This window comes from Alkalihalobacillus pseudalcaliphilus, assembly GCF_028610675.1.
In the GTDB taxonomy this organism is placed as follows: domain Bacteria; phylum Bacillota; class Bacilli; order Bacillales; family Bacillaceae_D; genus Alkalihalobacillus; species Alkalihalobacillus pseudalcaliphilus.
The window spans coordinates 73,864-96,741 of the sequence record NZ_JAQQWS010000011.1; the positions used below are offsets into that span (position 1 = coordinate 73,864).

Consider the following 22,878-nt stretch of genomic DNA (forward strand, 5'->3'; position numbering starts at 1 on the left):
AATTTCTGTTTCTTCTATTAGAGCAGTTAAATTTTTCATGGTCATGCCTCCTTTTTTATAATAATACACAAAATAAGACTAGATACAATGACCTACAGTAGATTATCTTCCATTATATTTACAACGTATTGAAAAAAGTTTTTGTTATCCAACGCAAAATGAAAAAATCAATAATTCTTGTAGAACCTCGATGGCTCAGAATTTTTTTATGGTAAAATAGACCTTAGATTTTGGATTAATAGCTCAGTATATCGTCATCAGAAACATTTAGTTCTTAATGATGGTGTTAAAAATAAAATGTAAAGGGTGGAAGTGATGGCTCGTAGTCAATTGTTGAAGGATATAGTATCAGGTAAAGTTACTTTAGAAACAATATTGTTAAGAATGAAAGTGATATTCGAAAGTCTTAATAACCAGAAAATAAATGAATGGATAAAAGGAGAGTTAGAAGGGTATAGTGATAAAGATAAATTTCCTGCATATAGAATTATAGTAGGAAGAGCTGTGGGAAATTTTGTGTTAAATGGCAATGTCAAATATACAAATTCAAATATACCTCTAGAGAGCTTGTTGTCTCATGATGAAGTACTGGAATTAAAAACGACAAAAATTACTGACAGTATAGGTACTATCGATAGAATTGTAACAACTTCTCAAGGAACATATGGGAACCCTATACCTACTTCTCTCTCACATCACATTTCTAAACCCTCCATACAAATAATAAATATGACAATAGAAATATCTTTCAATCTTTTAGACAATATTAAATCAACTGTCAGATCAAAGTTAGTTGACATTGTAATGGAACTTGAGAAAGAATTTGATAACTTAGATGATTATGATCTTTCATCTCAGGTAGAAGAAGATCCCCAAAAAGCAAAACAAGTAATACTAAATGTTGAAAATATCATTTTTGATAACTCTATACAAATGGGTGACGGGAATCAAATTAAAAAATCAAAAATCGGAAGTTTCTTTAGTAGAGGAAAAGATGAGTAATATTAAAATAGGTAATAATAACAAAATTGTAAAATCGCATATCGGTAATAGAGGTTTATCTAAAGTTGAGAAAAAAAACTTCTTAAGCAGACACCCCATTTTGACCTCATTTTTGGTTTCAATAATAGTTAGTTTCATTTTCCTTTTTTCATTTTGGAATTACATCATTAATTGGATTGAAGGTTTGTTTTAAAGGGATTAGCCCTCCGCTAAGAGGGCTTGCTTTTATACTAATTGATTTACCCGACGTTGCACCGCTGCCGCATCATATCCCGCTGCATTAAGTCGCTGTGCTCGTTGTGGATTTACTCCCCACTCTCCACGAATAACCTCACCAGCTAGTTGGTCAACTGATTTTTTAGGAGAGCTGCTTCCTGCTAGGCGGTTAACCTCTCTTTGCACCGCATTAGCGTCATACCCCTCAGCTTGTAAGCGTTGGGCCCGTTGTGGATTGTTGCCCCATTTGTTATCTAGTACCTCTCTAGCAAGCTGTGCAACGGTTTTTCGTGGTGTGGCGGGTTTAGGCTTATCATTTGCTAACATCTGATTAACACGAGCTTGTACAGCTGCAAATTGAGAACCTAAAGATTTACGTCTCACATCACCTGTGCCATGCTTACCATCGATAACCTCACGGGCAAGTTGCTCGATAGATTTAGTTGGTGCTTTTGGTGGAGTTGGCTTAGGTTTAGGTTTCTCTACTTTTACAGCATCGCCAAGCTTGATGACCTGTCCGATTTGTAAATTTGTAGGGGTTACATCTGGATTTGCTTTGATAAGGTCATTGACACTAACACCCGTTAACTCATTAGCAATAGACCAAAACGTGTCACCCTCTTGAATTGTATACGTGTTTGGCAATGACTCAGCAGGCTTAGTAGCTCCAGTCTGTACTGGTGCTGCGATGATACCAGCATAGTTGATTAAGGGGCATTGCTTCCAAGCATAACCAGGAAACTCGTTATGACCACGAGTGCGCTGATAATTAGGTAAATCCTTTCTGAGAGCCAACACAAGCAAACGTAGTGATTCTTTTTGTGCGTCTGTCGGTTCTTCGGTGCGGAAATCGCCACTTAAGCAAATGCCTACAGCAAAACGATTAGAATTACCGACATGATAACTGCGGATACCCAAATCATGGCACCACTTAATTGTACCGTCTCGCTCGATAACAAACTGATAACCGATACCAGGCCACCCTAGTGAATTAACATGATATCGTGCGTACCCTTCTGCATTTGAGCCTGCAAGATCCATTTTTGTCAATGAATGATGGATGGCAATGTCTGTTTTTTCATTAATGCCATCATTGACATACTTTTTTGAGCTGTGCTTAGTTAACGTTGACCTAACATCTTGTAGTTTAGATAATTTACGAAATTCCATTATTTATCTCCCTTCGTCAATCCTTCTTTTTCCAACACTTCTTTTTGCTTCTTACCTTTAGCTGTGATGTAGTTATTTTTAAAAGCCGCATAAATAGCCAACACAGCAACGACAAGACTCGTAATGCCCTCAACCACATCCTCTGGCACATTTAATCCAAAATAAGCTAACAACGCCACAATCAATCCGATAAATCGCACGATACTTGCTTTGTCAATTTTCATCTATTAATCTCTCCTTTAATTTGGTCTATACGTCTATGAGCAGACTTGGTTGACTCTTCCACACGAGTTAAGCGTTCATTCACCATAGCCATATGCTTTTCACTAGCTTTCTGGTCAACCCTAATATCATCTACTCCTTTGCTAATATGAGTGAGTGTGGTTTCAATTTTTGCACTTGCTTGGACTTCTTCTCTCAATTGTTTATTGCGATTAAAAAAATAACCAAGACACCCTACTATTAATCCTCCCACACCTACTACAATTCCAATTAAGACCCCTAAATCAACAGTCATTGACTCACCCCTATATAAAAAGAAAAGAGAGCCCTATTCGGCTCCCTCTCCATCTAATCGACCAATAAACTTTTGCTTGGCTAACTCTGCTAAAGCAGATAGACCAGGATTAGCCGCATACTCTTCCATCGATGCTGAGACTCGACCGTTGGCATTAATCTCTCCTGTTGGGTCGGTTACGCTAAAACGGACACGCACACCGCTGATATCACCATTACCATACGAAAAGTCTACACCTGTCACTCTAAAGTCTAACGCTTGTATCTGTTCTGACATTATTCTTCATCTCCTTTTTCTTCTTCATTTTCTTTTGCCTCTTCGAACGCTTCTACCCATAAAAAATGAGCCTCCGCATCAGATTCGGAAAGCTCTTTGTTATAATCCATAATGACTTCTTCTACTGTTTTGAGAGCTGTTTCAAGGTTCTTGCCCTCGATAACATACTCCTCATCCATCAATTCTTGCTGCTGTTTTCTAAATTCCTTTCTGTCTCCTATTAACTTGTAGCCACCTCCCTCAGCTGGTACCAATTCACCATTGTCATCCAATTCCGCAAAAGATTTAATCAACTCTAGTTCTTCATCTGCAAAAGATTTATTCTGCTCCTGTAGCACTTTAACAACACGCATACGGTGAATTTGTTTCTTTCCTTTCAAAGTAATTTTCAGTAAAAAATCTGCCGCTCGTCTTAAATCTTTGTTTTGTAATGTAATCATGCGATTCGCTCCTCTAATTGTTTAATTTTAGCTTTTAAAAGCTGATTCTCGATTTTTAATAGACTTACATCATCTTTAATGTCTTCTACATCTGTTGAAAGCTCTTGAATGGCTTTCGTATTTAGGTATACAACTTTATTTTGATTAATAGCATCATGGCTCGCAGTAGAAACAGAAGGACTATCCTCGGCTATGAAACCAATATGACGGTCAAATACTCCATTATCTAACTCTGCTATCATGTTATACTCCACGACTAATAAGCCATTGAGAATATCAATAGCTGATTGGGCATACGGTTCTATATTCGTTTTCAATTTACGACTAGACGCTATATTGAAAACTGAAGCTTTGATAGGTCTAAAACCAGTACCGCTTGCTCCAAATAAATCTGTGACAATAACTTCACCTCTGGAATCAACTGCTAAGTACATGTTCGTATCTGCATTTCTAATCCTAATACCACTTGCCATTAAAACAGGCTGACCATTATTATTTGTCCCACTAATATCACCAGCACCACGAGTGTTTCCTGAGCCAGTTCCGTTGATGTATGCAGAATGACCGCTATCAATCTTATAAGCTCTAGCAACTAAATCACGCCAACCATTACCATTTTGGTCTTTGATATGAGTCTCTTGTCTTGAACCAAGGATAAGATGATCACCGAACTGTGTACGTAAGTGCATATTGTAATTGTTATTTGGCTGAGATAGGACACCCATAATTGTGTCATCAGATGACCTAAACGTGATACTATTTCCGCTTGAGCCTGTATATGCTGTTCGTCTTTTTAAGATAAGCCCTGAATCATTTGCGTTGACACGTAACCCACCACTTGTTAAATCAGTCATATGATCGGTAGCGTGCTTAATGGTTATTCCATACATCGACTCAATCGTCATATTTTGACCACTATAAATATGCATCCCTAAACCTTGGACATTCGACGATAGGGTTTCATCCGCGTAAAAGTCAATGAAACGAGCACCATTATAATCTGGGGAGTTACTATGAACCTCTCGTTGAGTGGAAATTCCCTTGTCATTCAATACTACCCAACGATGCACATTGTTGTAATTATTTGAGCCAACACGCTTAGACGTAATACCAGCTCTATAAGTACCATCATAGCTTTCCACAAATGCGTTATAAGTAGCTGTTCCGTTTGAGAATCTTCTTGTGTACTGACCTTCCGATCGAATATAACCTCCTGTAATTCTCGTTGAATCTGTGCCACTTTCTGAGCGGATTGTTGAACCTGTAATCGTAACAGCCGTAATGTCAATACCCCTGAGCGTACCGAAGGTCATTTTATCTGCTGACAGACTAGCAATTTTTCCATTAGTAACTGCCAAATCCTCAATGTATGCAGATGATATGATAGCTTGTTGCAAATTGGCTCTTGAGACTGCTAGATTTGCTATAGCTCCGTTTCCTGCGGTGATGCTGTTAGCTGCCATCTTGTCGGCTGTGATTGCACCATTTACAATCATATTAGCCCCATTCTTTCTTCTAACCACTAAGTTGTCAAAATAGAGTCTATTTGTTGTCTCCCCATTGTTACCAAAAGTGACACGGGGTGATATATATCCAACTCCACTACCCACTGTATATGTTCCGCCAACTTTGGTGAAAGTGTGGGTTTTTGTTTGGGTAGTGAAAGCTACCACCCACCCCAAGGGTTCTCCCTTTAAATCGTACGTCCTAACTCCCAATGTTTGTGACCCACTGCCGACTAAATTATGAGTCCTATATTCGCCTTCAATATGAAATTGTTCTCCTTGGCTTACTGGAATTTTTCTTAATTGGACGACATTTACATTGCTATTTGCATTTGCTAGTAAAGCTAGGGTTTTAGAAGAACCATTACCTTGAGACCATGACGCCATATCATAGACCAATGCTGTCCCCCCACTAACGCTCCAACCTTTCGGTGGTTGATTGGTGGTGTCATCCTCAAATGTTCCATTATCAATCAAATTGGTAAAGTCGCTAACTTCAAGCAATCTAGTGTCAATCTTTACACTTTCGGGGGTTAAATTGATTGCCGAAATAATACCATCACGACTCACCCTTAAGTCAATCTCACCCGCCATCGTGCTTATTCGACCCTCTGCGGTGGTCATACGACCAGTCAAAGAGTTAACACTTGTGAGTGTAGCACGTTGAGTTATTTCGTAGGCGTTTTGTTCGATAGCTGTTTCGGCAGATGTGATTCTACTAGCCATTTCCTCAGGGGCAGGTCCCCAATCAGTTTCCTTATTACCTTTCTCAAGTTGTGCTCTCCATAAAATGACTTCTATTCCGCTATTTGCACTACTCCTAATCTGTATTTGTGCAATGCTATTTCCGTTTCCACCGAAAGACCAACTTACTCTACCAGAAAAACCTACAGGAATTTGTGTAACTGTTCCTGGATAATTTCCATAGATATCTAAAGGTTGGCTTCCAGTATTTTTTATCCAAACTGATCCTGTGTATCTTTGTCCTATTAACGGTCTAGGATTTGTTAATAGTGATTTTACTACCTTTATCGTACTCCCACCACTAGCATCACCCGATATGACTAATCTTGTTGCATCAGTCGCACCCCATTCGCTTACAGATATACCTGTGGTTCTTGTTACAGATACACCTTGATACCCACTTGCAGGGAATGAATTACTATCTATAGCTAAATTTGTTCCACCAATCTCCAAATTTCCAAAATCAGCCTCTAGGCTACTAATGCGTGAAGTGAATTGACTTGATGATACTTCTAAAACTCCAATTCTATTAGTCACGCCTGTAATATTTCCATCTATCCGTGTGATTTCCGTTTGTTCTGCTTTGGCTTCGATTCTTCCATCAAGAACGCTGAGGGTTGTCTCCGTTGCTGTGATTCTATTATCAGCGTCTTCATGTGCGGGTCGCCACGGAGTAGGCTTTGTACCTTCTTCTAGTTGGATATCCCATAATTCTGCGACATAGGGGATTCCATAATGACTTCTATTTGGCTGGATATATAAATCGTCATTGCTAGACCCTCCATCAAATCGTAAATAAACGTGATATTGATAAGTTTTGTCATCGTTTGGATAAGGATTGTCTGCAATCCCTCCACTCCACCAACCATTTACATTTACACCGTTCCTCCACACACTCAAACTAGTCCATCCAGTAGCATGACCAGCCATAGATGTAATAGAACCGCTAATTTTCTTGACTTTGAAAGACAGAATATAACTTCTTCCAACTTCTATTTGGGGTATTTGGTCAACCCTGATTCTAATACCACCGTTACTTGGGGTGTTAATTGTAGCTTTGTATCCATCCCATGAACCGAATGCAGGATTGTGAAAATCAAGAGCATTTTTACTTGCTAGATTGCGTCCACCAATCTCCAACTTATCGAAATCAGTACGCAACGTGCTAACACTAGTTCTTATGCCACCAACATCCGCGGACAAATTGACAACCGTATTTTCAACCGCATTGACATTGCCTTCCACTCTGCTAATAGTGTCAATCGTTGCACTTAAAGAACCTTTAACCGTGTCTATTTCAGTTGTAACTGAGATAATTCGCCCATCTTGCTCAGCTAACAAATCAGCGTTATCATTCACTTTTTTTAGTAAATCTTCTGCCCTCTTGTCTAAACTATCAACATCACCCTCGATAAAAGAAAAACGACCATCCACATACTCAAGCTTTGCCCTGTCTGCAAGCTCAGACATTAACGCATTTTCGGTGTGTTGTATCTCTTGGTCGGTGTAGACTTTGGCATCTGCTTGTATACGATCTAAAACCTCTTGGCGGATATTTTCAAAATTAATACCATTTTCGCCAATCAAATCCGCTTCACGATGCAATTCACGCATTCTTTCCGCAAGTTCGGGCCCAAACATAATATCTTCCGTCAAAATGCGTACAGTGGATGCCATTGCCTCAGCACTAAAATCAGATGGGCGACCGTGAGTATTAAGAGCACGCACACGGTAATACCATTGTTGGTCGGCATCTACTGCGTGATTATATCCGTTACTATTACCACGAAAAATAAGATGCTCAGGGGATGGAGTAAACCCTTGTACCTGTGACGCGTACAGCTCATACTGATTGACATACAATTCTTGGTTAAATGACCACCAGATATTAATTGATTTAAATAAGCCATCACAATCAGTGATGACGGGAGCTGGTGGCTTTATGTCGGGAAAACGGTCATTTGTGATTGGTCTTGCTTCTGACTCCCATTTCCCGCGGTTATTATTGATCGTTTCTTCAATGCGGTCTAGGCGATCATCTGGCTGATTGACGGATAAAAACTGCCCAATCTCAACAACAGCGGTGCCCTCGATGTCGAGCAAATCATACTCAATCGCAATAACACGAGCCTGCACCTCAATAGGTCTAGCAAACTCACGGTCAAAGGCTCTGACGGTATCGCCAAGCTGGACCTTCTCGTGCTCATGACCAGGTATTGATTCTAACATTTGCACAGACATGCGGTAGTTTACTTCTGGTTCTTTAGCTGACTGCAACTGCTCCCACGTTGCCCTCAATAGCTCCTCAGGGTCCTCAATGCTACTATCTTGCCAAATACCGTAACGATGCAACCTCCCGCCATTTTGTTGGTAACCGTACTGAGACAAAGCAGATGGAGAGCCAACCCACTTTTGCCCTCTTGGCTTGTTAACAGGGTCGCCATTTGCCACTGACCACACCACATCCGCAAAATCAATTAAACGACTATGACCGCCTGTCTCGTTCCCCTCGTCATCCTCAATCGGTAAAGACGAGCCACGACCAAACAAAGCTGTTTTTGGATAGGACAAAATAACTCGCTGTATCTCTTCGATGTCATGGTCATTTTCAAAACGTTTGCCGCGGTCAGCTCCTAGCCTTTGCATGAGCTTGACTTGACGAGCTGAGATATTATTTTGAGCATCAAACAACACGACATCTTTAATATCACCGCCCCATGTGTTACGGGTTTTCCATATAGCGTCCACAGATGTAATGTAATAAAAATTGGTGGTAGCTGTACCAAAAGTACCCTCAACTATTGCTCGCCAACGTGTTCCTTGCACCGCAGCAGACATGGCAACCTGTGGTGTTTGGTCAACAAAGCGACGATCCTCTACGACATGGTTGCTCAATTCGTCGATAAAAGCAGGTAGACAAAGAGCGCTGGTTTCAGGACCATTGTCGTTATCATAGTCGTCAATTTCCTTAATGACATATAGACGCAAATCGCCTTCCTTATCCCTAAAGACTACTTGATTTTCCTCTTTGACATAGGCTGCGTTCGGTGTATCGGCATCAATGACAAATACAAAAGGCTCGCTAGCTACTTGGTTAAGTTCATCCCTAAACCTTGTGCTAACAAGCCCTGTTTCCTCGTTTATGGTAGTTAATAGATTATCGTCTCGATCTAAGATATAGATTTCTGACATGTTTTTCCTCCTTTCTACAGGATATAAAAGACCCCCTGTCGAAATAGGTCTATTGAAGGGGGTGAAAAAAGTGATTAGTATAAAAAAATTTGATGATACTGTACGTAGTGTTATGCAGAAACATAACGTACAAGATGAAAAGTTAGAATTAGTTTTAATTGATTTATTTCGTCATTTCGAAAGCCATCTATTAAACGGTGATTTTGTAAAAGAAGTTACTAAAAAACAAGATAGAGCAAACGCAAGAGCACGAAGGTACCCTAGACCTTAATCGTCCATTACGTTAAAAGTTCTACCGTATGATGAAAACTCTAAAACATCAGATTTATATTGAAGTAACTCCACCTTTTCTTCCGTAGTTTTAGCAAGGTGGAGCTCTTCATTTATAGCTACCATAACAGCCCCATTTGACCATTCTTTTGTCATTTCACGTAATTGATCTACTTTTGATTTTTCACTCATCCTAACCCCTCCTAATTTTAATAAAATCTCTCAACATAAGTAACAGTCGTCGCATGACTCGCCCTCATCCGATTAGCCCCTGGCTTAAGGTCAAACCACCGTGACTGCATCGATAAAAGCTCTGGTCGTGCAACTCCGTTTAACGTGACTTTACGCATCTTGTAATCTAGTTCCAAGATGTCGCCTTGGATAAAGCTAAAAGGCAGAGATATCCTCCCCACCTGGTCTTTTTCTAACCAAAAGCTTGTAGCAGCAGCGGGAAACACAGTACGGCTCACCCACGGTGTCTCTACTTGCCCTGTTACGGTGCGGTTGGCGTATGATGTGGTTATGGATAGTTGGTTTTGGGAGCCAAACAAAAAAGGCTCTAGCATCCTCAAGGATAAGCTAAAAACCCCATCACTATCTGTTAAATTGTCGATGTCATAACTACCCTCTTGGTACACAAGGATATGACGGTCAGGTGTAATATCACGCACTATCTTGATTGGATCGTCCGAAAGAAAAGCGGTAAAGAAAAGGTGCTTTTGCTCGTCTAATCTTTTCAGTGTCGATTGCTCTATTTGCACTACAATATTAACAAGACGACTACCTTTTCTCGTTCTTTTCAACCTCTCTTTTTTACCCGCATATTGAATATCTCGGATCGCATTAGGCGAATGAATGTGAAAACTCTCCACCCACCATCCTAACTGGTGCATGTCATAGACTTGTCCGTTGGAATGTATCAACTTAAAATTTAATGGACTAATCAATTAATCACCTCCCTCTCGGCATTTTGCTTGCTCTGCCATTGCTCCTGTCAATATGCTCTTTTACTGGTCTCCAAATAATTTGACCTACAACACGCCCCTCAAGAATAACGTCAGATGCCTCTATGTTGATTTGCCTATCTCCCATTGGATTAGGTAGAGTAGAGGCAACATTTAAGCTCAATTGATTAAGCTGAGCGGCAAGTGCACCACTCACTCCGACACCACTTGCATACGCAGGTAAATTTTTGATCCCTTTTACAATCTTGAGTGATTGCTCGTGTGTAAAGACTTGAGCACCACGCTGTAAGTTGTACACGCCTAAATCAGCAATAGACCATTTGCGACCCTCTCGCACTAATTCGGGGCCTCCACCATCGCCTAAAAGAGCAGGACCACCAGGATGATGATCGGTACCCTTAGCGTAAGCTGGCATACGCATAGTTGACATAGCAAGACGTAACCCAGCCTGTACGCCTGTCCAAGCGGCATTAAGAGTAACGGACTTTGTAGCTGGCTTGACCGCTTCATCGTGTACCTTTTTCGCTGTACCGTTGTCCGTCACTTCAACATCTTTCTTGACATCTTTTTTGAGTTCATCGTTCATTTTCTTGGCGTTTTCTTCGCCTTGTTTGATGGTGCGGTTATTTTCTTCTTGTCCACTTTTCAAAGCACCTAGAGCACCGCGCTGTTCGCGGAAATCATCAGTAATTTGTTTGACCACATCTTGACGCTTTCTTTCTTTATCAAGTGTCTCTGCGTTCAAATCTGTCGTGTCATTGATAAGACCAAGGATAGATTGATAGTCTCCTATTTGCTTATTCAATACATCTAATTGTTCTCGTAAAATAGCATCCTTATGTTCTTCTTTGCCTAATTGCTCGTTCAACAAGTCGCGTTCTTTGATTTTCTCATCCAGTTGCTTCTTAGCAATGTCAACACCTTCTTGACCTGCTTCATTGATATTCAGCTTGTCTAAGTGGATTTCAGCATATAAACTTTCAACCTCTTTACCAAGCTCAAGTTCTTCTTTTGTAGCATCGATTATTCCAAGGTGTTCATTTCGTTGCTCAAGGAGCTTCACTCTTGTTTCAGCAAGCCCTTCATTTTGAACACCTGTCAAATAAATTCTTTCTTCATCCAACCTCTTTAATTCTTCTTGAGTATTTTCTTGATTGAAATATTGATTAGAAATCTCATCCAATCTAGCTTCTATACCATCTTTTCCAAGCGCGTTTAACTCATCCAAACCTAAAAGTCGCTTATTAATCTGCTCTATCTCAAGCTCTGAATCTTTTATCGTATCAAGTAGTTCACTTCGCTTCACAAGCCACTTGGCGTGTTCCAATTCAATCTCTTCAACAGCCATATCATGAAGGAGTCGGATGTGATCCTCTAATTTTTCATTTACACCCGCGATGGCTTCACCTTGAGCAGAATGAGCTTCCGCGGTCTGAGGTGCATTTTCAACAATTACTTGGTTATACCCAATCATTTTATCAAGCTGTTCATTCGACATTCCTGATTTTTTTCGCAGTTCCTCATATCGCTTCTCTAATTCTTTAAAAGCCTCTTCTTCTGGATTAGAAGCCATTTCTTTTCTAATATCAAGGAGTTCACCAAATTCTTTTGTTGTAAGTTTTGACTCGTCTCTTAATTTCGAGTAACCCTCCGCTGCCGCTTCAAGCTCTTTGTGCTGGTCAATCAAGCTTTGAGCCATATCAAGGTTTACTTCGGTTGCTTTATCCGTATCCTTCGTCAAATTATAAATAGCAACACCTAACCCCGTAATACCAGCAATAGCAAGAGCAACAGGGCCACCAACAGGAGCAAGAGCGACTAATCTCGCCACTAACCCAGCACCCTTTGTCGCACCAATAGCCGTAGTCAAAGAGCCTACAATCTTAATACCGCCACCTATGACCGTAAACAAGCCACCCAATACCTTAGCGGCTGGACCAACAGCGGCAACAAGAGCAATCAATTTCAGGATATTCCTTTGCTGTTCCTCGTCCATTTCAGCAAAACCATTAGCCACATCCTCAATCTTTTCGAAAAATGGTTCCATCGCATCAAGGGCACCCATCACCGCTGGTACTAACGCATTACCTAAAGTAATGGCTACATCTTTGATGCGGTTCCACATCATGATCAATTGAGACTCAGTAGTAGCGTATCTTTCTGCCGCCTCGTTTTGTAAAGCAGAGTTTTCAGCCCAAGCCTCATTCGCTGTTTTTAAAGCTGACGTTGCCATTTCACTGGCGTTAGATGACCTTAAAATTGTGTCACGTAAACGGATTTCTGACATGCCTAAATCATCAATGATCTTGAATGCTGATTCACCCTGTTCTGACAAATCACCAAGGCCGCCAAGAAAAGTAAATATAGCTGTAGCTGCGTCTTCTTCAAAGGCTTTCCTGAAATTTTCTACAGACATACCCGCAATACGTGCAAACTCTTTTAAATCTTCGCCTCCCATTTCGACACTTGCTGCCATATTGATCATTAATTTAGAAATGGCAGACCCACCCATTTCTGCCCGAATACCAACAGAAGAAAGGGCGGTTGAAAATCCAAGAATATCCGCTTCGCTCATGTTAATCTGACTTCCAGCCCCCGCAATACGCAAAGCCATATTGGCGATTTCAGATTCAGTAGCGGCAAAGTTATTACCTAGATCAACAACAGTAGACCCAAGACGATCAAAGTCATCTTGAGCCATACCTGTGATATTTGCCAACCTCGCAAATGCAAAAGCGGCCGTTTCGCTCGTCATGTCGGAGGCAACGCCCATAGCTAACATGTTTTCTGTAAATCCTAATACATTTTCTTTCTCGATCCCAAGCTGAGATGCGGCTGCGGCTGTGTTGGCGATCTCTTCTGTTGATACTGGGATGACTTTGGCTAAATCCCTAAACGCCTGGTTAAATGTCGCAAACTCTTCTTCTGTTGCATCTGTTACTTTTCTAAAATTAGCAAAAGCTGACTCAAAATCCATCGATGCCTTAAAGACAGCGGCACCACCTGCAACTATCGGAGCTGTTACTCTTGTCGAGTACCAATTCCCAAAATCATTGAGAGTCTTCCCTGCATCTTGCACTTTTTGACCGATTTCTTGTGTTGCCTGTCCGACTTCTTCCAAAGACTTCTTGTATTTCTCAGGTGAAGACGTGTCACTCATAGCTGCTTGTTGTGCTTCTATTTCTTGATTGGTGTCAATAATCGCATTTTCTAAACGTTGTTCACTCGTTTGCAATTTGACTAAATCATTCGCAAGTTTATCTGCTTCTTCGGAGTTTTCACCGTACATTTCTTTGGCTTTTTCGAGTTGCTTCTCAGTCAGTTCAATTTTCTTACCGACATTCTCTTTTTCATTTCCAAGACGTTTGACCTTATGTTCCAGCTTCTCCGTTTCAGTGGATGAGTGTTTCATCTGCGTTTCGGTTAGCTTCATCTCGTTCTTCATCTTGGAATTGGCTTGATTGATTTCTTCCATGCCTTTTTTATATTCTTCATTAAAAACACTAAACTTAACTTTTACCTCTGATTGCCTTGCCACATGCTCACCCCTCTCATAAAAAAACAAGCCTATTTCGGCTGGGGATTATTTTTCCATCCGTCATACGCTTGTTTTCCTTGGTAAATTCGTTCGACACTAACTATTGGATAGTGCCAAAAAATTTTCTCTTCTATTCCACTTATCAAACAATAGAGCACATACCGATCTTCAACACATTCAACTTTTAGTTCTGGTTGTTTGACTTCGTTGTCTACTTTTTTTTTGTAGTTTCTTTGAAAGCATCGGCAAAGGCGTTCTGGTCAACAGGCATCGTTGCCAAAACAAGAGCACCATACGTTTCAATGGTTGTTGGTATATCCTCATGGTATAAATGCGTAAATTGCTCATAGGTGAGGTCTAACCCTGGGTTAACTCCCATAATCGAGAGATATATAACCTTCAAATATTTAGTTGTGTCAACGCCTTTCAACGCTTCTTCCCTGTTAGCTTCTGGGTCTAAAGCAGATCGAAAAACAGCGTCCAAGTCCGCTAAATCTGTAATGTTGGATGATTTAATAAGTCCTAACTTCTCACCTAAATGCATGGAATAGTTCGTAATGGTAGCAGGTAGTTTCTGTTCATTAACAAAGACCTGTTTAAATTCACCGTTTTCCTCAATCATTTCGGAGTGTTTCAACGTGATCGTTTCAAATCGTTTTGTCATAATTTCACCTCATAAAAAAAGAAAGAGAGAGGGTCTCCCCTACTCTCCATCCTCTATTAATGCTCTTATTGCCGTGACTTCTTCGGCTGTAAAAGGATTTTCTCCTGGATCGCCTTTGGCTCCTGCTGGACCTCGTTGACCCTGCTCACCTGTATCACCTTTGTCACCCTTATCACCCTTATCACCTTTCGGGCCTTGTGGTCCAGGAGGACCTTGCACACCCTCACCACTACCAGATGATTTTCGGACAACACGTGCAAGTCCACCTTCTTCCACAGGTTCAGCCAAAAAGCCAATACCTGTACCCTCAGATGCTACAATAACGCCATTCTCCCCAACTTCTACATATGCTCCCGCTTCTAACACTTGACCTGACTCAACTTGCCAAATAGGAGCATTGTTGATAGTAACATAAACTTCTTGACCTTCAGTTAATGGACCAGTAGATCGAAAATCAGGAGTCCCTCCCAATTCAGTTATCGAAATGGTTGGTACCCCATTCCCTCCTGAGAGAGACAATAATCGATTAGCAGCCACATCCTGAGTAACAATCGCTTTAAATTGTGTCATCCTTCTACACCTCCACCGCCACCAGTAGCAGCAACAAGTTGACGAGAAAATGACTTATGCCAATCTGTTTTTACTGTTGAATCATCGACTTCCTCTGACAAAGCCTCATAATAAAGTTGGCTATATTCGTCTGGATATGCCGTGAGATTTAGTTCCATTTCCGCAACCTGGTCAGCACCATTGGTCACTGTAAATTTAAAACCAGTGGCACTGATGCAATTAGGAAATGCGATCAATTTCGTCACATCTTCAAATTCGTCAATCACATCTGCTGTATATATAAATTCTAAGCCTTTAGCCTCAGTCCCGTATGAATAAACACCAGGCTTCAATCCTTCTTTTGATAATCCGAAAATTTTTCTCAAAACATCTACAGGCACATGAGCAGAAACAGTCAGATCGTGTTTCTCAGGCTTGGTACGCTTCTTCGCTTCTTGTCCTTCTACCATTTTTACAAGCTCTTTCATCGTTGTTTCACCCGAAATCGTTCCTACGCTCCCGAACTTTGTGCCTTCTGACGGTGTACCATTTTCAATAAATTGCACACTTGAATTCTTAATAGATATTGCATCAAATTCTTTCACTACTGTCGCCATTAAGATAATACCTCCTCAATCTTTTTATCAATCTCATCATGGATTCCGTTTATAATCCTTGGTGTTGCTCGTTCAAGGCCGCGTTCCATAAAGCTTTGTTCCTTGTGATTTCGTGGGCCACGCCCTTCATTCGGAAAAACAAGGTAACCATAACTACCTGGTCGATTAGCAGCACCGCCCCTTGATTTAACGGTAAACCCTAAATTTTCTTTTTCATCTGTTGACCACTTTCTAAATCTAGCATGGCTTTTTAACTTACCAGGCTTAGTAGGCACAGAAACAGGAATAAGAGCCGTTATATCTTTGGTGGTATGACTTACCCCTTCTTTGTGCAAATATGTGTTCACAGTCTGCTCTACATTTTCTGGGAGCCTTTTAAACTTCTCTTCTAACAGTTCAATCTCGGAATAATCAAGTTCAAACTTCATTCATATTTCACCAACCTAGAAAAGACCAGCGTCACTCGGTCGATAAATTTATCTGTTTTACCTTTCCTAATGCGTTCTTTGATTGTCTGTTGAAACTCAACTGCTTTGACCTTGCTAATCAAACTAATGATGTCAATGGTATTCGTTTCGACATTAGCGTTGTCTTCAGACACGTAGACTACATAAATTTCTTGCCTTAATTTCCCTATAGCTTCTTCCTTTTTAAAATCTCCATAGACAATTAAAAAGAAGTTCATAGGGTTTAAGTCATCATCAGTCATTTCATCTTCGTACACGTTCAAATTGAATGATTTTAGAGCATCATAGATTAATTGCTGTTGTTCACTCATGATTTCTTTAGATCGTTCATTCAATCGGACCCACCTCCTGCAACAAAAAAAAGAGATAGTTTTGTTTACTATCCCAATCAACTCTAAAAATGTCATATTGTGTTTTATCGATGACCGCAGCAAGTTTTGACCGCTTAACATCCTTAAAATGAGGCGGAAACCTTGTTTTAATCTTTAAGTCAAGGGTAGCACCAAGAGTGCCAGCTAACTGATAATCTTCGTCTCTAGCACTCATAAGCTGAAAAGCAAGTACGCCCTCTCCCGCAAAAGTTGAGCCCACTTGCTTACCACGTTCCCTAATAGGAACATTTCGACCGTATTCTAAAAATCCATCGTTAAATACATCATGTATCGGATTTAGTGGCCGCCTTAGCATCCTCACGAGCCTTCACACCCTCTCGTAAAGCAAGGTTTAAAAGATCACTAGAAAAATTATGCGGAAACATTTCAAGGGAATGATTGTAGCCATATCGACAATAATCTAGCAACAAACCTTCCTCAATGGAATGCTCATCATAATCTAATGACCTACCAGCAATATTATTAAGATAGTTTTTCCCTCGCTCAATCAAACCGTTTAGTGATTCATCCTCATTATCCCAAGTAATCTTAAGATAATCTTTAAGCTTTACCAGCATTATCCCTCGACTCCTGGAATCACGTCACCAAAAGCAGAAATTTCATACACAGTGAACGAGTCAGCATCTAACGGTCGACCATTGACCAATTGACGAGTTAAATAAAGGCGTTGATCCTCAATCATACGAAGAATGTCAGTTGTTTCTAGCTTCGCACTAACACCAACACCCATAAAGTAGTTCTTTGGCTTGCCCGCAATCATTTTGTTTAAAGGCACCGCAAAAGATTGGATAATACTTAAGCCAGGCACCGCAAAATTGTTGAACGTCCACGTTCCGTCATCCTTTTGTTTGGCACCAATAGCGAAGAACTTTTCAGCATAATCAAGTGGATTAACAATTAGCGTTACACCTGTATAGCGACGAGTACCATTTTTCGTAGTTGGAGCAAGGATCTGTTTACCGATTGTTTTTGGCGAAAAGTCAGCTAATACAATTGCTTCTTTATCTTCGTAGCCATTTGTAGGATGTAAGGAGCTTTCTAAATTCTTGATCATACCGATAGGCTGTTTAACACCTGTACCTTTTACAATTACGTTTTCTAGCTCATCAGCAATGACCTCTAAGATAACCGCACGAACATAACGATCTAACCAACGCGGCCCTAATTCAAACATGGCCTTTGAGACAACTAAGAAACCACTAAGCTTGTACATACCCATTTCAACCGTGTGAAATCCACTATCAACCATTTCTTGGATTGTCGCTGTTACATCGCCCCAAAATGCATGAGTAGCTCCCTCTTTACGTAATACCCAAGCCGTTGTTGCACCAGTGCGCTGGAAGTTAACAGCAGAAATAAGAGGATGCTCTTTGTGCAAGTCCTCAAAAACACGCTCAAAAACAGTTGGTGGCATCAATTCAAGCACTTCGTCAAATGACTCTACGTCGATGGCGGCGTTATAAAATTTCTTTTCCTCTGTTGTAAGAACGCGAACACCACGAGAAGCTAGAACTTGATCATTCCAATTTTCATCATTTGCTAGCTTAGCATCCTTGATCGTCTCCTGCATCAACGTTTGGATGCTATTGAAATTTGTTTCAAAGTTGTTTACGATTTTTTCGGCAACCTCTTTCGGATCGCTACTCTCAAATGCTTCTGCCATTGCATTAATTTGAGCGTCTTTGTCAAACCCCTTGTCTTTCCCGTCTAAGTTCTTCATACCAGCAAACGTCTGTAGGTGCATCTGCACTAAAAAATTCTTTTTCATAATTTTTCTCCCTCCAAAATAAAAAACGCCCTAGTTTTGGCGTTTAAATTTGTTTAAAAATGTATTTTGTTCTTGATGAACCTTGTGGGCACGAAAACGCTGAAGCACTGAGTTCTTATATTCTTCTGGAGCTGTATCATCATCCTTGACAACTTCATTCACTCGATCTGCTAAACCGATATCTACAGCTTCGTCAGATGTAAACCACGTCTCGTTTTGTAGCATTGTCTCTATTTCGCTACGCTCTCCTTTAAAACGAGTCATATAAATGTCTACAATAGACTTATCAACACCCTTTAGAGAGTTTAACGTCTTTTCTATATCGCTTTTGTTTCCAATCGCAAAAGTCCACGCCTCATGAATCATTAACATAGAACCTGTATTCATGATTAGTTCATCCGCAGCCATGGCAATTACAGATGCAGCTGATGCCGCCCAACCGTCAACATAAACCGTTACTCTCGCTTTATGATTCTTGAGTTGATTGTATATAGCGATACCGTCAAATACATCTCCACCAGCACTATTAATATGGACATCGATGTTATCTGTCTCCACATTTTTCAGAGCCTCACGAACGTCATTGGCCGAAACCGAATCATACCACCATGACTCTCCAATATCACCGTAAATGGTCAATTCGGTTGTATCACCACTTGTAGAAGCCTTAAATTCATGATTAATACTTGAAGCAACTTCATTAAATTTTTCATTTTTAAATCGCTTGATCTTTGTCACCACCCTCACCCCCTTTCAAATGTTCTTCAGCTTCTGCATAGTTTTTCGTTATGAAATGTTTGGAGGCCCATTCTTCTTCTAGCGGTTCTTTGTCTAACAAATTCCTGTTTTCATTAATAGAATGTGTGCCACTAGAAAAAAGCTTGTCTAATGCATTAGCAAGCCTTGTAATATCAACATGTTTAATCATGGATGCATCAATCTTCAAATACGTCCTCTTTAAATAATTTTCTTTCCTGTAATACTTGCGATTGGTTTCATCTTCAAGTAATTCAGCGATCGGAGCGATACATAGCATTAAAAAGTTATCGGTTTGAGCTTCTACGTCAGCAAGATCACCTTTGATCAATCCTTTAGGTACATGCAAAGAGATCGCTACAAAATCTATAACATCATCAATGATAGCTCTGATATCACGACTGTCTTTCCATGCGGATTGACTACTATTGGATCCGCTAAAGACTTCTTCAAAATTTAAGCCACTTTGTAACGGAAGAACTGCGCCACCTTCAGCTTCAAAAAACTCTTTGAATTGAACATTGAATAAATCCTCAATCATCTCTTGTTCTTCATCGGTCTGTGCCCGAGATATGTCCATTTCTAAAATTCCACGCAATGCATTATTTCGTTTATAAAGATTAGATGCAGCTGAAATGAACTTACCATAATCTTTGTATAGGCCATCAATAACGTCGAGAATACGCTTATTATTCAACTTATAAAAAAGAACTTCCGATTCTCGAAACACTTTATTAAGCGTTAAATCTTTGATCGTCACATCTTTATATAATTTTTCCTTAAATGCTAAATCTACAACTTCCCAGTTTTCCGCAATGAATAATTGTTCATCATGCATAATGACTAAACATTCATTTTTATTAACAAGACGCGACACTAACTCATGTATAAAATCCGTTGCATTTTGATTAATATTTGGTTCGACGTTAAAAAGATAGTAATTATTCTTTTTTACCTCATGCCCTTCTTCAAAAGTTCGAAAAACTGCTCTTGATAGAGTATTAGCTATTAGATCGATACAAGCATCGATCGCTAATCGTTTGTAATACGCATTAACACCCAGCTCCATGATAACGGTCTTTAAATCAAACTGTTTTTTGTCTTTTTTTAAAACCCCACCAATAAATTCACTAAACCACACTCTCTCACCTCCTTAATACGTTCGTGCTTTAAATACCACCAATTTTTGCTGTTTAGGTAACTCGCTCTCATATTGTAAGGCATGCAGCAAAGCAAAAAATCCGTCAGTTTTTCTAAACTTCGGATCGATTTTTTCATAGGTGATATTACCTTTTCCATCACGTTTGATATAAACGTTATTAGTGTACCAACGCATCATAAGATCATCACCAAATATCAAATTTTCATAGGCGAATAAGTCTTCGACAATTGGTTGCAACTGGGTGTGAGTTTTTGAACCAGAACGAGCTATTTCCAATTTAGAAAAGCCCATAGCTTCAAATTCTTCACGCAAATAATTGATACGATACATATCCGCAGTGATTAGTTTGATTTTGTAGTGCCTTGCTTGCTCAGCAAACCATTTAGCAATATGCTCTGGCTTATTCGTTTCATCTTTAATGATGGTGACATAACCTTGTTCTTTTGCTAATCGCCAATCAACCTTATAATTATAATTTTTTATCGATTTTTTATTGATGAACGTATGATGCAACCAAACATATTTGCCGTCCTTTTTGAATAACAATCCAACTCCAACAAAATCAGTCGTATCAGAGTAATCAATTGCTCCGATACAAGTCATACCTTTCAATTCCGGTATTGGCTTGTTAGTTGCCTTGATTTTTTCCCAAACTGCAATGGCATCATATGCATCGACAGAAGGGATGTTCATCCTTTTCGTCATAAATTCAAGTTTCGCAGATTTACGATGTTCTAGATTATTGTATTCAATCTCCATTTCCAAGCGGAGATCAGGAAAATGACGAATAGAAGGATTCGCCTTTTCCCACATTTGGAAATCATGAACCTCATCGGCTGAATCTAATCTACAAATGAACGGAAACATACGGCTATTTTTTATTTCACCGCGTAAAATCATTTTCGCTTCTTCTTTCATCCTATCGAGAAATCCGTCACGAAGATTTCCGTCCGTAGTGATATAAAAACGTCTTGGACGCGGAACTTTTCCCAAAGCCGATGTAAATACTTTTATATTTTCTTCATCCTCATAAGCATGGACTTCATCAAATATAATTGCGCCTGGACGCAAACCATCTTTCGTCTTGGCATTGTTTGTATAATAGATTAATTTAGAACGGGTTTTTAAATACCCAATCATCTTTAATGTTTTTTTAAAGAATCGCTTGAGCTTTTTCCAATGATCCTCCAAAACACCGTGTACATCCATAAAAGATGTTTTAGCTTGCTCTTGACTTGTTGCAACAATGGCGACGTCATATTTAGCAATATTTTGCTTACCAATTAAATAAAAACTTAAGGCAGCTATAAATCCATTTTTCCCTGCACCTCGTCCGAGCATTAAAAAAAACTCGTTAAACACTAACGAGCCATCCTCATAAAAGACACCGACAACAAAAGCCAAAATAAATTTTTCCCAATCTAACAGCTCGAATGGAAAATATTCATGAATGTTTTCTGCCGCTTTACTTATTTCATTTTCATCAATATATACATTTGGTTTATCTAGAACAATTTTTAGATAAGTAATTAGCTCATGAATTTCTTTTGATGCAATGATTTCCCCATCGGCTACTTTTTGAAAATAAACATCGATATATTCATGGTACCTATAATTAGAAGTCGTCATCATCGATATTACCTGATTGTTCAGTTGCCGATGGTTTTATTCCAATTTCAGATAAAATTCTAAGCATTCTATCATTTGTCTTATGCAAGTCGCCAATGGATGGATTCGATTTAGGTCCATGCATCCCTTTAACCTGAATCCCATTTCGTTCAATATCATCTATCAATCTACATTTAAGATCCCATAAAGACAAATAATCTTGAACCAAATCTTCATAATGATATCCACTAATGAAATTTTCAACAAGTTGGTCTTTCAAGTCTTTTTCAATACGTTTCCGTAAATTTTCACGTTTAAGTTTCGCCATTTTTCGCCCTCCTCCCTTTTCCTTTTTTACCCAATTATTCATTACGCGCAAGAACCCATAAATTTAATTTCTATTGGCCCCCTCCCGTTTCACGTCCCCCAGGATAAAGGCAAAACTTTTTGAGCGGGGGTCTTATTTCTCAGCCGTGGTCACTCTCAACGAATGAAGGTGAAGCTTGTCTGTCTTTTTTATCTCTTGACACCTTTAATTAAGTATGATTTCTTTCACCATCGTTCCTCGTTGGTAAACCGCTCCCCACCTTGGCAGTCCCCTAGTCGGTCATGCTCATCATTGTGACACCAAATGCATAACGTCTCAGTGTTATCCAAGACCAAAGCAAGATGCGGAAAATCTTTAAGCTCTTTAAGATGATGCACTTGCAAAACATTTTTTCTTTTCGTTTCTCTTCCGCGGTTAGGCTCCCGACCATAGGGTATGTGGGGTGCAGGGGTTAGGGGTGATAGGGTGTCACCATTAGGGGTAATAAAATTTGTAGTTACCCGCCCCTGTCTCTTACACTCCTGGCACTCATGGTGGTCACGGTCTAAGGCTTGGAGTCTTAATCCACGCCAAGACTTGTGCTGATAAAACTTTATCTCCTTGCCCTCTGCTATTAATCTTTTGATGGTTATTAGGTCCATATATACCACCACTACAATCGGGATAGAAGGAGGCGACTAACCTCCACCCCCCACACCACCGTACGTACGGTTCCGTATACGGCGGTTCCAT

At 39.9% G+C, this 22,878-nt stretch carries 25 protein-coding genes; 2 read left to right on the plus strand and 23 right to left on the minus strand.

Going from position 1 to position 22,878, the window contains the following annotated elements; all coding sequences use genetic code 11:
- The first annotated feature begins 315 nt into the window (after positions 1–315).
- On the plus strand, positions 316–1,002 hold the full coding sequence (locus PQ479_RS17965) for an AbiTii domain-containing protein (RefSeq protein ID WP_047987349.1): 687 nt from the start codon (positions 316–318) through the stop codon (positions 1,000–1,002).
- 225 nt (positions 1,003–1,227) lie between these two features.
- On the opposite strand, the gene PQ479_RS17970 is transcribed toward PQ479_RS17965, so the two are convergent.
- Genes PQ479_RS17970 through PQ479_RS17995 form a run of 6 tightly spaced genes read right to left on the minus strand, consistent with a single transcriptional unit; the run spans position 1,228 to position 9,062 of the window.
- The gene (locus PQ479_RS17970; RefSeq protein WP_053070300.1) at positions 1,228–2,388 is read right to left on the minus strand and encodes an N-acetylmuramoyl-L-alanine amidase; all 1,161 of its coding nucleotides are present in this window, start codon (positions 2,386–2,388) and stop codon (positions 1,228–1,230) included.
- The gene (locus PQ479_RS17975) at positions 2,388–2,606 is read right to left on the minus strand and encodes a phage holin (RefSeq protein WP_069187705.1); all 219 of its coding nucleotides are present in this window, start codon (positions 2,604–2,606) and stop codon (positions 2,388–2,390) included. The genes PQ479_RS17970 and PQ479_RS17975 overlap by 1 nt, the downstream gene beginning before the upstream one ends.
- A 2-nt stretch (positions 2,607–2,608) precedes the next feature.
- On the minus strand, positions 2,609–2,905 hold the full coding sequence (locus PQ479_RS17980) for a hypothetical protein (RefSeq protein WP_047987347.1): 297 nt from the start codon (positions 2,903–2,905) through the stop codon (positions 2,609–2,611).
- Between the two features lie 33 nt (positions 2,906–2,938).
- Positions 2,939–3,181, minus strand: a complete 243-nt coding sequence (locus PQ479_RS17985; protein WP_047987346.1) for a hypothetical protein — start codon at positions 3,179–3,181, stop codon at positions 2,939–2,941.
- Entirely contained in the window at positions 3,181–3,621 is a 441-nt protein-coding gene (locus PQ479_RS17990; RefSeq protein WP_047987345.1) for a DUF1617 family protein, read from the minus strand. Before PQ479_RS17990 ends, PQ479_RS17985 begins: the two co-directional genes overlap by 1 nt.
- Positions 3,618–9,062, minus strand: coding sequence for a phage tail spike protein (locus PQ479_RS17995; RefSeq protein WP_047987344.1), 5,445 nt, complete (start codon positions 9,060–9,062; stop codon positions 3,618–3,620). The genes PQ479_RS17990 and PQ479_RS17995 overlap by 4 nt, the downstream gene beginning before the upstream one ends.
- Positions 9,063–9,132: 70 nt before the next feature.
- On the opposite strand from PQ479_RS17995, the gene PQ479_RS18000 reads away from it, so the two are divergent.
- Positions 9,133–9,333, plus strand: coding sequence for a hypothetical protein (locus PQ479_RS18000; protein ID WP_047987343.1), 201 nt, complete (start codon positions 9,133–9,135; stop codon positions 9,331–9,333).
- Here the strand turns inward: PQ479_RS18000 and PQ479_RS18005 are convergent.
- The 17 genes from PQ479_RS18005 to PQ479_RS18085 all read right to left on the minus strand — a co-directional run.
- Positions 9,330–9,524 carry a hypothetical protein gene (locus PQ479_RS18005; protein WP_047987342.1) on the minus strand — a complete coding sequence of 65 codons (195 nt, stop codon included), beginning with the start codon at positions 9,522–9,524 and terminating at the stop codon, positions 9,330–9,332. The two genes, PQ479_RS18000 and PQ479_RS18005, sit on opposite strands and share 4 nt — an antisense overlap.
- A gap of 17 nt (positions 9,525–9,541) precedes the next feature.
- Entirely contained in the window at positions 9,542–10,279 is a 738-nt protein-coding gene (locus PQ479_RS18010; protein WP_047987341.1) for a phage distal tail protein, read from the minus strand.
- 4 nt (positions 10,280–10,283) lie between these two features.
- Positions 10,284–13,835, minus strand: coding sequence for a phage tail tape measure protein (locus PQ479_RS18015; protein WP_053070299.1), 3,552 nt, complete (start codon positions 13,833–13,835; stop codon positions 10,284–10,286).
- A gap of 211 nt (positions 13,836–14,046) precedes the next feature.
- Entirely contained in the window at positions 14,047–14,499 is a 453-nt protein-coding gene (locus PQ479_RS18020) for a hypothetical protein (protein ID WP_047987340.1), read from the minus strand.
- Positions 14,500–14,538: 39 nt separating this feature from the next.
- Positions 14,539–15,069: a hypothetical protein gene (locus PQ479_RS21935; protein ID WP_053070298.1), complete on the minus strand. Its 531-nt coding sequence runs from the start codon at positions 15,067–15,069 to the stop codon at positions 14,539–14,541.
- Positions 15,066–15,665 carry a hypothetical protein gene (locus PQ479_RS18030; protein WP_047987339.1) on the minus strand — a complete coding sequence of 200 codons (600 nt, stop codon included), beginning with the start codon at positions 15,663–15,665 and terminating at the stop codon, positions 15,066–15,068. The genes PQ479_RS21935 and PQ479_RS18030 overlap by 4 nt, the downstream gene beginning before the upstream one ends.
- Positions 15,665–16,093 carry a hypothetical protein gene (locus tag PQ479_RS18035; protein ID WP_047987338.1) on the minus strand — a complete coding sequence of 143 codons (429 nt, stop codon included), beginning with the start codon at positions 16,091–16,093 and terminating at the stop codon, positions 15,665–15,667. The genes PQ479_RS18030 and PQ479_RS18035 overlap by 1 nt, the downstream gene beginning before the upstream one ends.
- Positions 16,090–16,467 (minus strand): hypothetical protein, encoded by a 378-nt coding sequence (locus PQ479_RS18040; RefSeq protein ID WP_047987337.1) that lies wholly within the window; start codon positions 16,465–16,467, stop codon positions 16,090–16,092. Before PQ479_RS18040 ends, PQ479_RS18035 begins: the two co-directional genes overlap by 4 nt.
- The gene (locus PQ479_RS18045; RefSeq protein ID WP_047987336.1) at positions 16,460–16,819 is read right to left on the minus strand and encodes a hypothetical protein; all 360 of its coding nucleotides are present in this window, start codon (positions 16,817–16,819) and stop codon (positions 16,460–16,462) included. The genes PQ479_RS18040 and PQ479_RS18045 overlap by 8 nt, the downstream gene beginning before the upstream one ends.
- Positions 16,788–17,081, minus strand: a complete 294-nt coding sequence (locus PQ479_RS18050; RefSeq protein ID WP_047987335.1) for a phage head-tail connector protein — start codon at positions 17,079–17,081, stop codon at positions 16,788–16,790. Before PQ479_RS18050 ends, PQ479_RS18045 begins: the two co-directional genes overlap by 32 nt.
- Positions 17,081–18,292, minus strand: a complete 1,212-nt coding sequence (locus PQ479_RS18055; protein ID WP_273717134.1) for a phage major capsid protein — start codon at positions 18,290–18,292, stop codon at positions 17,081–17,083. The genes PQ479_RS18050 and PQ479_RS18055 overlap by 1 nt, the downstream gene beginning before the upstream one ends.
- Positions 18,293–18,322: 30 nt before the next feature.
- Entirely contained in the window at positions 18,323–19,030 is a 708-nt protein-coding gene (locus PQ479_RS18060) for a head maturation protease, ClpP-related (protein WP_273717135.1), read from the minus strand.
- Positions 19,008–20,189, minus strand: a complete 1,182-nt coding sequence (locus tag PQ479_RS18065) for a phage portal protein (protein WP_047987334.1) — start codon at positions 20,187–20,189, stop codon at positions 19,008–19,010. Before PQ479_RS18065 ends, PQ479_RS18060 begins: the two co-directional genes overlap by 23 nt.
- Before the next feature lie 12 nt (positions 20,190–20,201).
- On the minus strand, positions 20,202–21,839 hold the full coding sequence (locus tag PQ479_RS18070) for a terminase TerL endonuclease subunit (protein ID WP_053070297.1): 1,638 nt from the start codon (positions 21,837–21,839) through the stop codon (positions 20,202–20,204).
- Positions 21,826–22,146, minus strand: a complete 321-nt coding sequence (locus tag PQ479_RS18075) for a P27 family phage terminase small subunit (RefSeq protein WP_047987332.1) — start codon at positions 22,144–22,146, stop codon at positions 21,826–21,828. Before PQ479_RS18075 ends, PQ479_RS18070 begins: the two co-directional genes overlap by 14 nt.
- A 224-nt stretch (positions 22,147–22,370) precedes the next feature.
- Complete coding sequence (locus tag PQ479_RS21940) at positions 22,371–22,529, minus strand: HNH endonuclease (protein ID WP_420535563.1); 159 nt, start codon at positions 22,527–22,529, stop codon at positions 22,371–22,373.
- A 154-nt stretch (positions 22,530–22,683) separates the two neighbouring features.
- Positions 22,684–22,878: hypothetical protein (locus tag PQ479_RS18085; protein ID WP_273717138.1), on the minus strand; the 195-nt coding region annotated here is incomplete at its 5' end.

Excerpts from the sequence above, each read along its gene's own strand:
- PQ479_RS17995 (WP_047987344.1), bottom strand. The coding sequence starts at position 9,062 with ATGTCAGAAATCTATATCTTAGATCGAGACGATAATCTATTAACTACC.
- PQ479_RS18030 (WP_047987339.1), bottom strand. The coding sequence starts at position 15,665 with ATGGCGACAGTAGTGAAAGAATTTGATGCAATATCTATTAAGAATTCA.
- PQ479_RS17980 (WP_047987347.1), bottom strand. The coding sequence starts at position 2,905 with ATGACTGTTGATTTAGGGGTCTTAATTGGAATTGTAGTAGGTGTGGGA.
- PQ479_RS18070 (WP_053070297.1), bottom strand. The coding sequence starts at position 21,839 with ATGACGACTTCTAATTATAGGTACCATGAATATATCGATGTTTATTTT.
- PQ479_RS17970 (WP_053070300.1), bottom strand. The coding sequence starts at position 2,388 with ATGGAATTTCGTAAATTATCTAAACTACAAGATGTTAGGTCAACGTTA.
- PQ479_RS18045 (WP_047987336.1), bottom strand. The coding sequence starts at position 16,819 with ATGCTAAGGCGGCCACTAAATCCGATACATGATGTATTTAACGATGGA.
- PQ479_RS18055 (WP_273717134.1), bottom strand. The coding sequence starts at position 18,292 with ATGAAAAAGAATTTTTTAGTGCAGATGCACCTACAGACGTTTGCTGGT.
- PQ479_RS18020 (WP_047987340.1), bottom strand. The coding sequence starts at position 14,499 with ATGACAAAACGATTTGAAACGATCACGTTGAAACACTCCGAAATGATT.
- PQ479_RS18035 (WP_047987338.1), bottom strand. The coding sequence starts at position 16,093 with ATGAAGTTTGAACTTGATTATTCCGAGATTGAACTGTTAGAAGAGAAG.
- PQ479_RS18005 (WP_047987342.1), bottom strand. The coding sequence starts at position 9,524 with ATGAGTGAAAAATCAAAAGTAGATCAATTACGTGAAATGACAAAAGAA.
- PQ479_RS17965 (WP_047987349.1), top strand. The coding sequence starts at position 316 with ATGGCTCGTAGTCAATTGTTGAAGGATATAGTATCAGGTAAAGTTACT.
- PQ479_RS17990 (WP_047987345.1), bottom strand. The coding sequence starts at position 3,621 with ATGATTACATTACAAAACAAAGATTTAAGACGAGCGGCAGATTTTTTA.
- PQ479_RS18050 (WP_047987335.1), bottom strand. The coding sequence starts at position 17,081 with ATGCTGGTAAAGCTTAAAGATTATCTTAAGATTACTTGGGATAATGAG.
- PQ479_RS17985 (WP_047987346.1), bottom strand. The coding sequence starts at position 3,181 with ATGTCAGAACAGATACAAGCGTTAGACTTTAGAGTGACAGGTGTAGAC.
- PQ479_RS18075 (WP_047987332.1), bottom strand. The coding sequence starts at position 22,146 with ATGGCGAAACTTAAACGTGAAAATTTACGGAAACGTATTGAAAAAGAC.
- PQ479_RS21935 (WP_053070298.1), bottom strand. The coding sequence starts at position 15,069 with ATGACACAATTTAAAGCGATTGTTACTCAGGATGTGGCTGCTAATCGA.